16 protein-coding genes are annotated in these 15,201 nt (G+C 68.8%); 7 read left to right on the top strand and 9 right to left on the bottom strand.

What is annotated here, in order from left to right; genetic code table 11:
* Nucleotides 1-71: 71 nt before the first annotated feature.
* Nucleotides 72-380, bottom strand: coding sequence for a DUF8827 family protein (locus AC4BEG_RS15335; protein WP_009716148.1), 309 nt, complete (start codon nucleotides 378-380; stop codon nucleotides 72-74).
* Nucleotides 381-718: 338 nt separating this feature from the next.
* Complete coding sequence (locus tag AC4BEG_RS15330) at nucleotides 719-925, bottom strand: DUF397 domain-containing protein (protein ID WP_490706435.1); 207 nt, start codon at nucleotides 923-925, stop codon at nucleotides 719-721.
* Nucleotides 926-1,136: 211 nt separating this feature from the next.
* Between AC4BEG_RS15330 and AC4BEG_RS15325 the strand changes: the two genes are divergently transcribed.
* The 3 genes from AC4BEG_RS15325 (at nucleotide 1,137) to AC4BEG_RS15315 (ending at nucleotide 4,645) form a co-directional block, all read left to right on the top strand.
* Nucleotides 1,137-2,144, top strand: a complete 1,008-nt coding sequence (locus AC4BEG_RS15325) for a C40 family peptidase (protein WP_490706434.1) — start codon at nucleotides 1,137-1,139, stop codon at nucleotides 2,142-2,144.
* A 251-nt stretch (nucleotides 2,145-2,395) separates the two neighbouring features.
* The gene (locus AC4BEG_RS15320) at nucleotides 2,396-3,115 is read left to right on the top strand and encodes a phosphatase PAP2 family protein (RefSeq protein ID WP_490706433.1); all 720 of its coding nucleotides are present in this window, start codon (nucleotides 2,396-2,398) and stop codon (nucleotides 3,113-3,115) included.
* A gap of 273 nt (nucleotides 3,116-3,388) precedes the next feature.
* Entirely contained in the window at nucleotides 3,389-4,645 is a 1,257-nt protein-coding gene (locus tag AC4BEG_RS15315; protein WP_490701638.1) for an IS30 family transposase, read from the top strand.
* A gap of 75 nt (nucleotides 4,646-4,720) precedes the next feature.
* Here the strand turns inward: AC4BEG_RS15315 and AC4BEG_RS15310 are convergent, their stop codons facing one another.
* Both AC4BEG_RS15310 and AC4BEG_RS15305 read right to left on the bottom strand, forming a co-directional pair.
* Complete coding sequence (locus tag AC4BEG_RS15310; protein ID WP_490706432.1) at nucleotides 4,721-6,319, bottom strand: FAD-binding oxidoreductase; 1,599 nt, start codon at nucleotides 6,317-6,319, stop codon at nucleotides 4,721-4,723.
* Nucleotides 6,320-6,564: 245 nt separating this feature from the next.
* Nucleotides 6,565-6,783, bottom strand: a complete 219-nt coding sequence (locus tag AC4BEG_RS15305) for a hypothetical protein (RefSeq protein ID WP_490706431.1) — start codon at nucleotides 6,781-6,783, stop codon at nucleotides 6,565-6,567.
* A 96-nt stretch (nucleotides 6,784-6,879) separates the two neighbouring features.
* Here AC4BEG_RS15305 and AC4BEG_RS15300 point away from each other — a divergent pair, with 96 nt between their 5' ends.
* Both AC4BEG_RS15300 and AC4BEG_RS15295 read left to right on the top strand, forming a co-directional pair.
* Complete coding sequence (locus tag AC4BEG_RS15300) at nucleotides 6,880-7,791, top strand: SCO4651 family lipoprotein (RefSeq protein WP_490706430.1); 912 nt, start codon at nucleotides 6,880-6,882, stop codon at nucleotides 7,789-7,791.
* Between the two features lie 127 nt (nucleotides 7,792-7,918).
* Nucleotides 7,919-8,182 (top strand): hypothetical protein, encoded by a 264-nt coding sequence (locus tag AC4BEG_RS15295; RefSeq protein WP_490707351.1) that lies wholly within the window; start codon nucleotides 7,919-7,921, stop codon nucleotides 8,180-8,182.
* Nucleotides 8,183-8,522: 340 nt separating this feature from the next.
* Here the strand turns inward: AC4BEG_RS15295 and AC4BEG_RS15290 are convergent, their stop codons facing one another.
* Nucleotides 8,523-8,927, bottom strand: coding sequence for a metal-sensitive transcriptional regulator (locus tag AC4BEG_RS15290; RefSeq protein ID WP_490706429.1), 405 nt, complete (start codon nucleotides 8,925-8,927; stop codon nucleotides 8,523-8,525).
* Between the two features lie 192 nt (nucleotides 8,928-9,119).
* On the opposite strand from AC4BEG_RS15290, the gene AC4BEG_RS15285 reads away from it, so the two are divergent.
* Both AC4BEG_RS15285 and AC4BEG_RS15280 read left to right on the top strand, forming a co-directional pair.
* A complete protein-coding gene (locus AC4BEG_RS15285) occupies nucleotides 9,120-9,740 on the top strand; it encodes a DUF47 domain-containing protein (protein ID WP_201881320.1) in 621 nt (206 codons plus the stop codon).
* Nucleotides 9,741-9,748: 8 nt separating this feature from the next.
* The gene (locus AC4BEG_RS15280; protein ID WP_490706428.1) at nucleotides 9,749-10,747 is read left to right on the top strand and encodes an inorganic phosphate transporter; all 999 of its coding nucleotides are present in this window, start codon (nucleotides 9,749-9,751) and stop codon (nucleotides 10,745-10,747) included.
* A 195-nt stretch (nucleotides 10,748-10,942) separates the two neighbouring features.
* On the opposite strand, the gene pstB is transcribed toward AC4BEG_RS15280, so the two are convergent.
* The 4 genes from pstB to pstS all read right to left on the bottom strand — a co-directional run bounded on the left by pstB (nucleotide 10,943) and on the right by pstS (nucleotide 15,033).
* Nucleotides 10,943-11,719, bottom strand: coding sequence for a phosphate ABC transporter ATP-binding protein PstB (pstB, locus tag AC4BEG_RS15275; RefSeq protein WP_490706427.1), 777 nt, complete (start codon nucleotides 11,717-11,719; stop codon nucleotides 10,943-10,945).
* Between the two features lie 26 nt (nucleotides 11,720-11,745).
* Nucleotides 11,746-12,810: a phosphate ABC transporter permease PstA gene (gene pstA, locus AC4BEG_RS15270; RefSeq protein WP_490706426.1), complete on the bottom strand. Its 1,065-nt coding sequence runs from the start codon at nucleotides 12,808-12,810 to the stop codon at nucleotides 11,746-11,748.
* Nucleotides 12,807-13,796 (bottom strand): phosphate ABC transporter permease subunit PstC, encoded by a 990-nt coding sequence (pstC, locus tag AC4BEG_RS15265; RefSeq protein ID WP_490706425.1) that lies wholly within the window; start codon nucleotides 13,794-13,796, stop codon nucleotides 12,807-12,809. The genes pstA and pstC overlap by 4 nt, the downstream gene beginning before the upstream one ends.
* Before the next feature lie 112 nt (nucleotides 13,797-13,908).
* Nucleotides 13,909-15,033 carry a phosphate ABC transporter substrate-binding protein PstS gene (pstS, locus tag AC4BEG_RS15260; protein ID WP_490706424.1) on the bottom strand — a complete coding sequence of 375 codons (1,125 nt, stop codon included), beginning with the start codon at nucleotides 15,031-15,033 and terminating at the stop codon, nucleotides 13,909-13,911.
* Between the last annotated feature and the right edge of the window lie 168 nt (nucleotides 15,034-15,201).

Below are 15,201 nucleotides of genomic sequence, written 5' to 3'. Positions count from 1 at the left end.
TGCTCCGTGTTCCGGCTCGTCCGCCGGTTCCGCGCTCCTCTGCCCGGCGCTTCCGCCGCTCCGGGGCGGGGCTAGATGGCCATGCCGTACACGATCGTGAAGAGAGTGCCCAGTGAACCGATGATGAAGACACCGGTCAGGCCGGCGACGATCAGCCCCTTGCCCTGCTCCGCGCTGAAGGTGTCGCGCAGTGCCGTCGCGCCGATCCGCTGCTTGGCAGCGCCCCAGATCGCGATGCCGAAGCAGAGCAGCAGCGCGACGGCCATCACGACCTCGATCATCACGCGGGCCTCGCTGCCAAGGCTCCCGAAGGGGCCCCAGTCTGGGGCGATTCCGCCGATGATGGTGTTGATGTCGCCCTTTTCGGCCGCTAGGAACATTTGAACTCACCGCCCCTTATGGGTAGTTGTATCTGCCTCGCCGTCATGGCGTGGGTCAGTCTCTATCTTCGCTGACGATTCCGCTTCCGCATGTCGACTTGGCGGCATTTCTTGGCGGATCTCGCACGTGTTGTGGACCACTGCGGTCTGTCCGGTGGGCGAGGTGCGTCAAAACAAGGCCCTATGGTTACTCTGTGTATCACGCACCTGGGCGCCGGGCAACGATCAGTGACCGCCATCGGGGCCAGTGCTGCGTCCCCCGACACGCCGGTCGGGCACGCCGTTCGGCGCCCCCGGTCCACCCGTCCGGAGTCGCCCCGACGGCTCGTCACCCGTCCTCACCCCTCGGTGAAGTCGTCGAACTCGCCGGCCTTGACTCCCTTGACGAACGCAATCCACTTGGCATGGGTGGTGATGACAACGGTCTGCGGGGCGTCGCTCTCCCGCAGGTGGATCCGGCCGTCCGGGCCCACGGCCACCTCCAGGCGGGCGGTGCCCGGCTCGCCGTCGCCGGCCGGGGCCCGCTGCCAGTCGAGCTGCGTCATCTCTGCTTCCCCCGGATGTGGTTCGGGCGGCTCGGACGCGCCGGACTCTACGCGTTCCACGGCCCGGTGGAAGGCGGCAGAGGGCGGAGCGGCGAGGCATGGGGGGCGCGTGCCGCGGGGCCGCCGTAAGGTTTCGGCTGGGAAGCGGCTGGATTTCGCCGTGCGTGCGGAAACGCGTTCGTACGGGGGGTGGATGGGGGAGGATGGCCGGGTGCGCAAGGTCTGGCTGGGCGTCAGTGTCGGTCTCGGGGTCACGTCCTCGTTCGTCGGTCTGCTGGTCGTCGGCACCTATATGGTCGCCGCGGATCTGACCGGCGGCGGCAGCGGCGGGACCGTCGGGTTGGCCAAGGGCGCCGTCCCGGCCGCGTACGAGCCGCTCGTCCAGAAGTGGGGCAATAGCTGCCCCGCCATCAACCCCGCGCTCCTGGCCGCGCAGCTCTACCAGGAGAGCGGGTGGAACGCGAAGGCGCAGAGCCCGGCCAACGCCAAGGGGATAGCGCAGTTCATCCCCGCCACCTGGGCCACCCACGGGGTGGACGGCGACAAGGACGGCGACCGGGACATCTGGGATCCCAAGGACGCCATCGCTTCGGCGGCCGCCTACGACTGCTCGCTCGCCAAGTATGTGAAGGACGTACCGGGCAACGCCACGCACAACATGCTGGCCTCGTACAACGCCGGTGCCTATGCCGTGATCAAGCACGGTGGGGTGCCGCCGTACCGTGAGACTCAGAACTACGTGAAGACGATCACCACCCTCGCCAAGAGCTTCGAGGCCCCCGTCCAGCGGGTGCGCCCCTCGCAGCAGTCGGCCGGGGCGATCTACTTCGCGCAGAAGCAGCTCGGCAAGGAGTATCTGTGGGGCGGGAACGGTACGCCCGAGCAGGGCGGCCGGTTCGACTGCTCGGGGCTCACCAAGGCGGCGTACAAGACCGTCGGGATCGATCTCCCGCGCGTTGCCAATGACCAGTGGAACGCCGGGCCGCACCCTAAGCGGAACGAGCTGATCCCCGGGGATCTGGTCTTCTTCGCCTACGATCTCGACGATCCGCGATCGATCCACCATGTGGGGATGTATGTGGGCGGCGGGTACATGATCAACGCTCCTTACACGGGCGCGGTGATCAGGTTCGACAAGATCGACACCCCTGACTACATCGGCGCGACGCGGGTGACGCAAGATGGCGCAAAAGCGTTGCCACGGGCGAACTCCGCGTAAAGATTCCCCCTGAGCTGCGACGATCGGTCACCCTTCGATAACGTCCCGGTGATCGTTGGGTTGAGAACGGAACGCCCGGCGGAAAGAGGGCGTTTCCTGGGAGTGGATCGATTCCATGCATGGGATCAGCGTGGTCCGACGTGGACGGGGGGCCGGTTCTCCGGCACCGGTCACGGCGGCCACCGGTCGTCACCACCACGGGGGCCGTCAACGGCATGTAGCAACAGGCAAGAGATAAGGGGCCACGGCACATGGCTGGACTCGCACAGGACGGGTCGAACCCCGATGTCAGCCTGCTCTACGACATCAACGGACTCGCGAAGGACGCCCCCCACTGGTTCGACCGCGTCATGGAGTTCGTCGGCGAGTACGGGATCGTCATCGGGCTGGTCCTGGTGGCCCTCGGCGCCTGGTGGAGCGTGCGCAAGCGTCCGCAGGAGGCGCCGTCCGCCGTCGCGGGGCTGATATGGGCGCCGCTGGCGGCCGGACTCGCGCTGCTGGCCAACATTCCCATCCGGGGCATCGTCCAGCGGCCCCGCCCCTTCAAGGACCATCAGGGACTCGACGTCCTGGTCGCGGGCAAGACCGACTACTCCTTCGTCAGCGATCACGCGACGCTGACCATGGCCATCGCCGTCGGCATCTTCATGGCCCACCGCGCCTTCGGGGTGGGCGCCATAGCGCTGGCGCTGCTCGAAGGCTTCTGCCGGGTCTACATGGGCGTGCACTACCCCACGGATGTGGTCGGCGGGTTCGCGCTGGGCACGGCGGTCACCCTGCTGCTGGCGCCGCTGGCGATGATGCTGCTCACCCCGCTGACGACCGCCATCGCGGGCTCCCGCGCGGGCTGGCTGGTACGGGACGGCCGCGCCGCCCACGCCCTCGGATCCGCGGCCGGTGAAGGGCTGCCGGAGGTGCCCGAGCGCCGGTCGCCGGGCGGCGAGCGCGGCAGCAAGGACCTCGCGGCCTAGGCCCTGTCCGGCGGGTCTTATCAGGCCCGCGACGCCTGGCACCGCGCCCCCAGCTAACGCTGGGAGGTGCCCCCGGCTGCGTTGTCGAAAGGCGCCCGAGTACGCCCAGTACGAGGGCGATCGTCCGCCTTGCGATGTACGGCACCAGACGTCGCGGGCTGTTCCTCAAAGACCCACCGGACAGGACCTGGCACCCGACGTACACACGTCAAAAGGCCCGGCGGATGAACTTGAGTTCTAGTGGTCGTCGCAACACCCCACTTCAGGGGTGCGATGGACTTCAAGATCCGGGACGACCGGAAACCGCAGGGCCGGAAGCAGTTGGTCCGGGAGCGGGAGGAATACCTTCGGCTTGTGGATCAAGGAACCCCCTATGAGGACGCCTGCCGGATCGTCGGCATCAACTCGAAGACCGGCAGGCGATGGCGTAACGGCCGCAGTGCGTACCGCCATCAAAAGGCGGCACTACCTATCACCGGGGTGGTGCCGCCTCACCTCGTTCCCGTGGCTGAGGGGTCAGCCGGCCCCTCGCGCTACCTGCGTGAGGCCGACCGCATCCACATAGCCGACCGGCTGCGGGAAAAGGCCACCGTCCGGACGATCGCGGCCGAGCTCGGCCGCAGCCCCTCAACCATCAGCCGGGAGATCCGTCGAAACCGGACCACCCTCCCCGACGGTCGTTGGTACTACCGGCCGCACGCCGCCCAGCGCCGGGCGGACAAGCGCCGACCGAGGCCCAAGCCAGCCAAGATCGGGCAGAACCCCGAGCTGCGCGACTTCATCCAGGACCACCTGGCCCGGCGGTGGAGCCCGGAGCAGATCTGCCAGGCTCTGCGCAGACAGTTCCGTGACCGGCCGGAGATGCACGTGGTCCACGAGACGATCTACCAGGCCCTCTACGTCCAAGGCCGCGGTGAACTCCGACGCGAGCTGACCCGCGCACTGCGGACCGGACGAGCCGTCCGCAAGCCCCACCGCCACTCCGCCCGCCGCAGACAGCGATTCCCGCACCCCATGGCGATGATCAGCGAGCGGCCCGCCGAAGTGGCTGACCGGGCTGTCCCCGGCCACTGGGAAGGCGATCTCATCGTCGGCAGCAACTCCCGCTCAGCCATCGCCACACTCGTCGAACGCAGCACCCGCTACCTCATGCTGGTCCACCTCCCGAACGGCCACGCAGCATCGGCCGTCCGCCAGGCGCTGGCCGACACCGTCCAGACCCTGCCGCCCCACCTGAAGCGGTCTCTGACCTGGGACCAGGGTGCCGAGATGGCCGCCCATCACTCCTTCAGCCTCGCCACCGACATCCCGGTCTACTTCTGCGATCCGGGCAGCCCCTGGCAACGCGGCTCGAACGAGAACACCAATGGCCTGCTGCGGCAGTACTTCCCCAAGGGCACCGACCTGTCCCGACACAGCCGGGACGACCTCGACACCGTCGCCGCCGAACTCAACAGTCGCCCACGCAAAACGCTCGACTGGGAAACCCCAGCCGAGCGCCTCGCTAAGCTCCTGGCGACAGCCAGTTGATCACTGTGTTGCTACGACCCCTGGAATTCGCCATTCCTCCCGGGCCTTTTGACGTGTTCGGCCGGTGTACGGGCGCTACAGCGCCTGCGGGAAGTCGAAGAGCCGGTCCGGGTCGTAACGCTTCTTCAGCTGGGTCAGCCGGTCCGCGGCGGATCCGTAGTACGCCTTCCGCCAGTCCCTCAGGGACGCGTCGGTGTAGTTCTGGTACGCCGCACCCGAGGCGTACCGCCGCATTGCCGAGTGCGTACTGGCCAGCCAGGAGTTCTGTGCGTCGCCCGAGCCGCCCGCCCCCCAGGAGCCGGTGTACTGCGCGAGGAAGCGCGAGCGCCGGTGGACGAACGCGGTGCTCTGGGCCGATACGCGGTTCACCGCCCCGCCCAGCGCGGTGAGCGCGATGCTGACCGCGCCACCGCCACTGGTGCGCCGTCCGAACCGCTCGACCTGGTCGATCATCGCGCGGACGCCCGCCGCGCTCAGCGAGCGGTCGTAGAAGTCCGAGCGCGCCGCGTAGGTCTCGCGCTGGAGCACCCCGGAGCCGCTCTGGCCGGGGTGGCCGCCGGGCAGATGGCACTTGGTGGTCGAGGTCTCGCTACAGCCCGCGTACATCCGCATCGCCTCGACGTAGCCGCGGCGGCGCAGGGTGACCCGGGTGGCCGGGCCGGGGCCGCCCGGTCCGTCGGCCAGCCGGTCCACGGCGTTCTGGAGGTCGCCGTAGGTGCCGAGCGAGAAGCAGCTGACGGAGACGGTGGGGGTGTGGCCGGGGGTGGCGGACAGATGCAGCGAGGACCATATTTCGTCCGGCTGGTCCGGGCCCCACTTCTGCCAGGCGCTCAGCACCTTCGCTGCCTTCGACCATGGCCACGACATGTACGCGGTGACGCCGTCGTGGGTCTGGTGGGTGCGGAAGCGGAGTTCGGTGACGACGCCGAAGTTGCCGTTCCCGGCACCGCGCAGGGCCCAGAACAGATCGGCCTCGCGGTTCTTGGAGACGTCCAGCGTCTTGCCGTCCGCGGTGACGATCTTCGCGCCGATGAGGCTGTCCGAGGTCAGCCCGAACGCCCGGGAGACCACACCATGGCCGCCGCCCAGCGTCAGACCGGAGATGCCCACCGTGGGGCAGGAGCCGCCGGGGACGGTGACACCGCGGGCGCCGAGCGTGGTGTAGATGTCGATGAGCTTGGCGCCGCCGCCGATCCGGGCCTCGCCCGAGGTGGTGCGGATCGAGCGCAGCGCGGAGACATCGATGATCAGACGGCCGTCGCCGCTGGACCATCCGGCATAGCTGTGGCCGCCGTTGCGGATGGCCACCGGGGTGTTGTGGCGCCGGGCGAAGGCCAGACAGGTGGCGATGTCGGTGTTGTTCTCTATATAGGCGACACCGGCCGGACGCAGATGGTCGAACCGGGTGTTGTACAGCCGCCGGGCCGAGGTGAAGTCGGAGTCGCCGGGGCGCACCAGATCGCCCTTGAGGTCCCTGCCCAGCGCGTTCCAGTCCGCGGCCCGCGCCGTTCCGGCGAGGGCGCCGGGGCGGCCGGAGGCGGCGGCGGAGCGGACGTCCGCCCCGGAGGTGGAACGGGAGGAGGCGGCCCGTCCGGAATCGTTGCTGCATGCGGTGGCCCAGCCGGCCGTCACCGTGAGTCCGGTGCCCGCTGCCAGCAGTTTCCGCCGGTTCATGGCGGTGTCCCCTCCCTGTCGACCTGTGTCCGAAACGCGGACCGGGTCGCCGCTCAGCGGGCCCGGTCACTTGGTCAGAGGGAGGGCCGGGTGGGGTGGTTCCGTTTGTCCGGGCGGGAGTTCGACGATTCGGCCGTCAACCGGCCATCAACAGGGAGCCGGTGGGACAGCCGTGAGCCGTGAGGCGGGTGGTCGAGGGGAAGCCGGGGGAAGCCGCCGTCAGGGGACGCGGCGGAACGTCGTCGTCAGAGCAAGCCCGGCGCGGAGTGACGGGACGTCGTATGCGCGGCCGCGTCGTCGCGCGCCAGCCCGCGGGCGCGACGAGCGGGGCCGGACCAGCCGCAGGTGCAGCGGGCGAGGCAGAAGGAACCCCGTTCCACGGTGGACGTGAGGGGGCCGTCGGTGGCTATGTCGCCCGGGCCGTCGTCGTCCGCGCCGGGGCCCGTGTCACCTGAGTCGAGCACATGACCACGCTACCGGGCCGTGACGGGCCGCCCGACCGGATCGTTAAACGAACAAGTACCAAGCATGGACGAGCGTGGCCAGGGGGTCGGCGGTCGATGGAGTTCCAGCAGCGCGGACTCGGCGTACGGAGACGGGTGAGAGCGGTCGCCGGGGTCGTGGCGGGCGGTCTGCTGGCCGCGCTCCTGGCGACGGTCAGCGGCTGTTCCTCCGAGACGGTGGCCGATGAGCGCCCCGGCGGTGTCGCCCCGGACGACACCGCGGTCGCGGTGCTGCGGCGGGCGGCGGACGTCCTGGTCCGCGAGGGCAGTTCACGGGTCCGTACGACCATGGAGACGGCCACGGGCGGCACCCGCGTGTCCATTCGGGGCGCCGGGTCGTACGACTTCGAGAAGCGGCGGGGGCGGCTGCGGCTGCTGCTGCCGCGCGACGCGATGGGGGACGCCGAGCATGCGCCGATCACCGAACTCCTCGCCTCCGGAGCGCTCTTCATGCGCAATCGCGGTGCGGGCATCCCCAGCGACAAATGGGTACGGGTGGACACCACCGACATTCCGGACGGCAATCTGGTCACCGGAGGGGCCACGGACCCGCTGGCCGCCGCCGAACTGCTGCGCGGGGTGCGGAAGGCGAGCCTGGTGGGCGAGGAGGGGCTCGACGGGGCCCTGGTGCGCCACTACCGCGGCACCACCGACATCGGCCGCGCCGCGCGGATGGCGTCGGAGGGGGCGCGCGGTGCGCTGACCGCCGCGGCCAGGGGGTTCGACGAGGGCACGGTCGCCTTCGACGCGTATCTCGACGGCCTCGGGCGGCTGCGTGAGGTGCGCCACCGCTTCACCGTGGGCAGCCAGGCCAGCGGCCGGGACGCGGCCCAGGCGCAGGGCGCCACCCGCAGCGAGGTGGGGGTGTCCTCCACCACCGAGCTGTACGACTTCGGGGCACCAGCCCTGGTCGAGCTGCCCAAGCCCGCGGATATCTACACAGGGAAGGTCGGATCGCCTCAGAAGTAGTCGGAGGGGCCCGCTCTGCCCTTCGAAATGGCCCATCCGTGCCATGCGCGGAGTGTGTACCGATCCCTACGCTGGGAAGCCGCTGCTCGAAAGTGCTCGCAGGTGCTCGCAGGAGGAGGTGAAACACGTGGTTGCGCGTCGCGGCTCGTCGGGCCCGGACCCCGTGGCCCTCGTCGAGATCGATCTCTACGGTGAGTTGATGATCGCTGCGTCGAGCGCGGACGAGGACAGGCTCAGTACGGACCGTATCGACGAGGTTCTCCGGGTGGCGGCCGACCGATCAGATTCGGCCGAGCGTGCCAAGGCCGACAGCCCCCGGAGCGACCGGGGTGCCGACCGGGATCCGGGTGCGGAGCAGGATCCGGAAGCCGAGGTCCCGGACGCCGGGTGAGAGAAGTCACCGCCTAGGTCCTGTCCTGTCGATCTTCGTGGATCAGCCCGCGGCGTCTGGTGAGGGGGCCCTCCCAGCGGTAGCTGGGGGAGGATCGCAGGAGGGTCGTCCTCGTACTGGGCGTACTCGGACGATCCCGACAACGCGGCGAGGCGCGGTGCCGATCCTCGCGGGCCCGCGAGGATCGGCAGGACAGGGCCTGGCCGGCGGGCGCGGAGCGCTCCGGCCGGCGAGGGTGCGGTGCGGCCCGCGGCGGCCCGCCGATGGGCCAGGGCTCCGGCGAAGCGCCAGGTTGGAACGGTCGTACCGGAGGCCGCCCCGGCCGCCCCGGCCGCCCCGGTCAGGTCCGCAGCAGCCGGGCGATGGCCGCTGTGGCCTCGGCCACCTTGGCGTCGACCTCGCTCCCGCCCTCGGTCTCGCCCTGTGCGGCGCTCTCCACGGCCGCGCTGGCGACGCAGTGGCGCAGATGCTCCTCCAGCAGCTGGAGGGCGAAGGACTGAAGCGCCTTGGTGCTCGCCGAGACCTGGGTGAGTATGTCGATGCAGTAGACGTCCTCTTCCACCATCCGCTGCAAGCCCCTGACCTGGCCCTCGATCCGGCGCAGCCGCTTGAGGTGCTGGTCCTTCTGCTTGGCGTACCCATGGCCGCCGTGGCTCTCGGGAGCCGGTCCCGACGCCTGGTCGGACGCCTCGCCACCGGTCCCGCCCTCGAGGGGCGAGCCGGTGTCGGCTGCCGTGGTCGTCATGGAGTCCTCCCGTTGTTCACGCTATGTCCCCATATACCCCCACTGGGTATATGGTACCGGGTTTTCCGGCCGATCCAGGCCCCTGTGAAGAGCACTCTCCCTGATGGGCGACACTGGGACCGCCGGTTACCGTGGCCGGAAGATGCGCCTAGCATCGTCGAGTCCCCATCCGCTGCATCCCGAGGATCCCCAGTGCGCTTTCGTCTGACCCCCAGGGAGACGAGCTTTTACGACATGTTCGCCGCTTCCGCGGACAACATCGTGACCGGCTCCAAGCTCCTGATGGAATTGCTCGGGGCGGACTCCGCCGCTCGTGCCGAGATCTCGGAGCGGATGAGGGCCGCGGAGCACGCGGGAGACGACGCCACCCACGCGATCTTCCATCAGCTGAACTCCTCCTTCATCACGCCGTTCGACCGCGAGGACATCTACCGGCTGGCCTCGTCCCTCGACGACATCATGGACTTCATGGAGGAGGCCGTCGACCTGGTCGTTCTCTACCAGGTCGAGGAGCTGCCCAAGGGTGTGGAGCAGCAGATCGAGGTGCTGGCGCGGGCGGCGGAGCTGACCGCGGAGGCGATGCCGAACCTGCGCACCATGACCAACCTCACCGAGTACTGGATCGAGGTCAACCGGCTGGAGAACCAGGCGGACCAGATCCACCGCAAGCTGCTGGCCCACCTCTTCAACGGCAAGTACGACGCCATCGAGGTGCTCAAGCTCAAGCAGATCGTGGATGTGCTCGAGGAGGCGGCTGACGCCTTCGAGCATGTGGCCAATACGGTCGAGACCATCGCCGTCAAGGAGTCCTGAGCCCCGGCATGGACACCTTCGCGCTTGTCGTGACCATTGCGGTCGCGCTCTTCTTCACCTATACCAACGGCTTCCACGACTCCGCGAACGCCATCGCGACCTCGGTCTCCACCCGCGCGCTGACCCCGCGGGCGGCGCTGGCGATGGCCGCGGTGATGAACCTCGCCGGTGCCTTCCTGGGCAGTGGGGTCGCCAAAACCGTCAGTGAGGGCCTGATCGCCACCCCGACGGGCAAACAGGGCATGATGATCCTGTTCGCCGGACTGGTGGGTGCGATCACCTGGAACATGGTGACCTGGTACTTCGGGCTGCCGTCCTCTTCCTCGCACGCTCTGTTCGGCGGTCTGGTGGGCGCGGCGCTGGCCGGTGCCAGCACGGTCCACTGGGACGGCGTGCTGGAGAAGATCGTCATCCCGATGGTGATCTCGCCGATCGTCGGCCTGGTGCTGGGCTACTTCGTGATGGTGATCATCCTCTGGATCTTCCGTAAGGCCAACCCGCACAAGGCCAAGCGCGGCTTCCGGATAGCCCAGACCGTCTCGGCGGCGGGCATGGCGCTGGGCCACGGTCTCCAGGACGCCCAGAAGACCATGGGTGTTGTGGTGATGGCCCTGGTCATCGCCGGTGTCGAGGACCAGGGCGATCCGATTCCGGTGTGGGTGAAGATCGCCTGTGCCGCGATGCTCTCGCTGGGCACCTACGCGGGCGGCTGGCGCATCATGCGCACGCTGGGCCGCCGGATCATCGAGCTGGACCCGCCGCAGGGGTTCGCGGCCGAGACCACGGCGGCGTCCGTCATGTACAGCGCGTCGTTCATGTTCAACGCGCCGATCTCCACCACCCATGTGATCACCTCGGCGATCATGGGCGTGGGCGCCACCAAGCGCATCAGCGCGGTGCGCTGGGGCGTTGCGAAGAACATCATCCTCGGCTGGTTCATCACCATGCCCGCGGCCGCCGGTGTGGCGGCGGGCAGCTACTGGATCGTGAATCTGGCCTTCGGCTGACGGCCGAATCCCTCGCGGCCCGCGGGCGTTGTCAGCCACGTCCCGCGGGCTTCGCCATACGGGCCCGCCGGCCCGCGCCGCGCACATAGGAGGCCCGCCCCCGGGAGCCAGGGGCGGGCCTTTCGTCATGCGGTGGCACCGCCATGCAGCACCGCAGGACGCCTTCCTCCTCGCCGGATCGCGAGGGGTCGTGGGTCAGCCGAAGCGGCCCGAGATGTAGTCCTCGGTCGCCTGCACCGACGGGTTGGAGAAGATCCGAGCGGTCTCGTCGATCTCGATGAGCTTGCCGGGCTGGCCGACGCCCGCCAGGTTGAAGAAGGCCGTACGGTCCGAGACGCGCGCCGCCTGCTGCATGTTGTGCGTCACGATGACGATCGTGAAGCGCTCCTTGAGGTCGCCGATCAGGTCCTCGATGGCGAGGGTGGAGATCGGGTCCAGCGCCGAGCAGGGCTCGTCCATCAGCAGCACGTCGGGCTCGACCGCGATGGCGCGGGCGATGCACAGTCGCTGCTGCTGACCGCCGGAGAGCCCGGCGCCCGGCTTGTTCAGCCGGTCCTTGACCTCGTTCCAGAGGTTGGCGCCCTTGAGGGACCGCTCGACGATGTCCGCCAGCTCGCTCTTCTTGTACGAGCCGTTGAGCTTCAGCCCGGCCGCGACGTTCTCGAAGATGGACATCGTCGGGAACGGGTTCGGGCGCTGGAAGACCATGCCGACGGTGCGCCGGACGGAGACCGGGTCGACACCGGAGCCGTAGAGGTTCTCGTCGTCGAGCATCACCTTGCCCTCGACCCGGCCGCCGGGGGTGACCTCGTGCATCCGGTTCAGGGTGCGCAGAAAGGTGGACTTGCCGCAGCCGGAGGGGCCGATGAAGGCGGTCACCGAGCGGGGCTCGACGGTCATCGAGATGTCCTCGATGGCCTTGTGGCTTCCGTAGTAGGCGGTCAGGCCGCTGACGTCGATGCGCTTGGCCATGTGAATCACTTCTCTTCTTCGTGGCCTCAGCGGCCGGTCTTCGGGGCCTTCCAGCGGGCGATACCGCGGGCGACCAGGTTCAGGATCATGACGAAGGCGATGAGCACGAGTGCCGCGGCCCAAGCCCGGTTGAAGGACGCCTCGTTGCCGAGCTGCCACTGCTCGTAGATGTAGTAGGGCAGCGAGGACTGGGCACCGTCGAACGGGTTGTTGTTGATCCCGGCGGCGCCGAAGACCAGCAGCACGATGGGCGCGGACTCACCCGCGATACGGGCGACCGCGAGCATCACACCCGTGGTGATCCCGCCGATGGCGGTGGGCAGCACCACCTTGAGGATGGTGCGCCACTTGGGCACGCCGAGCGCGAGCGAAGCCTCGCGCAGCTCGTTCGGGACGAGCTTGAGCATCTCCTCGGTCGAGCGGACGACCACCGGCATCATCAGGATGGCCAGCGCCATCGCGCCGGCGAAACCGGAGTAGCTGAAGCCCAGAATGATGATCCAGAAGCTGAGGATGAACAGACCGGCCACGATCGAGGGGATACCGGTCATCACGTCGACGAAGAACGTCACGGCCTTCGCCAGCCGCCCGCGGCCGTACTCCACCAGGTAGATGGCGGTCAGCAGACCGATCGGGGCGGCGATGAGGGTGGCGATGCCGACCTGCTCCAGGGTGCCGATGATCGCGTGGTACACGCCACCGCCGGGCAGGATCGTCTGCACACCCTCCATGGAGTGGCCCAGGAAGTAGCCGTCGAGCACGGTCTTGCCGCGGTCGACGGTCTCCCAGATCAGCGAGACCAGCGGGACGACGGCGAGTACGAAGCAGACCCAGACCAGGCTGGTGGCCAGCCGGTCCTTGGCCTGGCGGCCGCCTTCGACCGCGGCGGCGAGGCCGTAGGTGCCGAGAATGAACAGCACGGCCGCGATCAGGCCCCATTGGAGGGTGTTGCCGAGGCCCGCGGCGGTGCCGATGCCCGCGCCCGCCGCGGCCGAGACCACGACCAGGACCGGGAGCGTCCAGCGCGGCAGCCGGGCCTGACGGAGGGACGAGGCGCCCGCCTCGTTCTTGGTGATCGTCGCGTTGCTCATGCCGCGGCCCCCGAGTACTCCTTGCGCCGGGCGATGATCATTCGCGCGGCGCCGTTCACCAGCAGGGTGATGACGAACAGCACCAGACCGGAGGCGATCAGCGCGTCACGGCCGTTGTCGTTCGCTTCCTTGAAGTGGCTGGCGATGTTCTGGGCGAAGGTGCCGCCGCCCGGGTCCAGCAGGCTGGCGTTGATCAGGTAGCTGGGGGACAGCACGGTGGCGACCGCCATGGTCTCGCCCAGCGCACGGCCGAGGCCGAGCATGGAAGCGCTGATGATGCCGGAGCGGCCGAAGGGGAGAACCGCCATCCGGACGACTTCCCAGCGGGTGGCGCCGAGCGCCAGCGCGGCTTCCTCGTGCATCTTCGGGACCTGCCGGAACACCTCGCGGCTCACGCTGGTGACGATCGGCAGGATCATGATCGCCAGCAGGATGCCGACGGTGAACAGGGAGCGCGCGGCGCCGCCCTGGTAGCTGAAGATCCCGGTCCAGCCCAGGTACGTGTCGAGCCAGGTGTACAGCCCGGTCAGATGCGGCACCAGGAACAGCGCGCCCCACAGGCCGTAGACGATGCTGGGGACGGCGGCGAGCAGATCGATGACGTACGCCACCGGGGTGGCCAGCCGGCGCGGGGCGTAGTGCGAGATGAACAGCGCGATGCCGACCGCGACCGGGACCGCGATGACCATCGCGATGATCGAGCTGACGACCGTGCCGTAGGCGAGGACGGCGATGCCGAACTTCATCGGCTCGGTGCCGGTGTTCCACTCGAAGGCGGTGAGGAAGTTCGCCTCGTCCTTGGAGATCGCGATGGCGGCGCGGTAGGAGAGGAAGGCCGCGATGGCCGCCATGATCACCAGCAGGGTGATGCCGGATCCCCGGGAGAGCGCGAGGAAGATCTTGTCACCGGCGCGGCCCGTGGAGCGGGTCTTGACCCGGGGTGGTGACCCGGCGGGCGTGTGTGTGGGTTCTATGTCCGTTTTCATGGGTTCTCCGGTCTGCGGGGCCGATCGGGACCGGCTCCTGCGTGCGGCGGTGCACCGGACGATGCGGCCGGCTCCGCCGCGCGTTCACGCAGCGGAGCCGGCCGCATTCGGGTCAGGAGATGCTCTTGACGGTCTCGCGGACCTTCGTGGCGATCTCGGTCGGGAGCGAGGCGTAGCCGAGCTCCTTGAGAGAGGTCTGGCCGTCCTCGCTCGCGACGTAGTTCAGGAAGGACTTGGTGGCGGCGAGAGTGCCCGGCTTGTTGCCCTTGTCACAGGCGATCTCGTAGGTGACCAGGGTGATCGGGTAGGCCCCGTCCGCCTTGGTGTCGTACGCCAGGTCCAGGGCCAGGTCCTTGCCGGTGCCCTTGATCTTGGCCTCGGAGATGGCCTTGGTGGCGTTCTCGACGGTGGCCTGGACCGGGGCGGAGGCGCCGGTGTTGAGGTCCACGGTCTTGATGCTGTTGGCGGTCGCGTAGGACAGCTCGAAGTAGGAGATCGCGCCGGAGACCTGCTTCACCTGGGAGGAGACACCGGAGGAGCCGTCGGCCGACTGGCCGCCCTTGCCCTCCCACGCCTTGCCCGGCTCGTGCGGCCACGCCGAGGGGGCGGCGGCCTTGAAGTACTTGGTGAGGTTGTCGGTGGTGCCCGACTCGTCGGAGCGGTGGAACGCCTGGATCTTCAGGCTCGGGAGCTTGGCGTCCGGGTTGAGCTTCTTGATCGCCTTGTCGTCCCACTTGGTGATCTTCGAGTCGAAGATCTTGGCGAGGGTGTCGGCGTCGAGGACCAGCTTGTCCACACCGGGGACGTTGAAGCCGATCGCGATCGGGCCGCCGACCATCGGCAGGTCGATGCCCTGGCCGCCCGTGCAGACCTTCTTGGAGTTCTTGATCTCGTCGGGCTTCAGGGCCGAGTCGGAACCGGCGAAGGCGGTCTTGCCCTGGAGGAACTCCTGAACACCCGCACCGGAGCCGGTGGCCTTGTAGTTGATCTTGGTGTCCTTGCAGGCGGCACCGTAGTTCTTGACCCACAGGTCCATGGCGTTCTTCTGCGCCGAGGAGCCGGAGGCCAGCAGGTTGCCCTTGCCGTCGCACTTGATGTTGCTGGCCTTGGCGTCCTTGCTGCCACCGCCGCCGGAGTTGTCGTCCGAGCCACAGGCGGTGAGGACCAGGGCGCTGGAGACAGCGAGGGCACCGGCGGCGACGGCGCGAAGCCGGTTCTTGCGCTGAAGCTGCTTCACTTTCGGGAGTTCCTTCCAGTTGCCGCCGGTGGGGACGGCGCGCGAGATGGGTGATGCGCACTGTTGAGCGGCGCTTGTGTGAGCGGGCCGGTATCAAGCCCCGACTCGCTCCCAGTAAGGCTGAAATTAGGCAGAACAGGTGAAGCGGCCTCAGGGGGTGAGTTAACG

Source organism: Streptomyces sp. JLBJ103 (assembly GCF_058215575.1).
The sequence above is the reverse complement of the archived record's forward strand: the minus strand, read 5'-3'. Positions and strand labels throughout refer to the sequence as shown.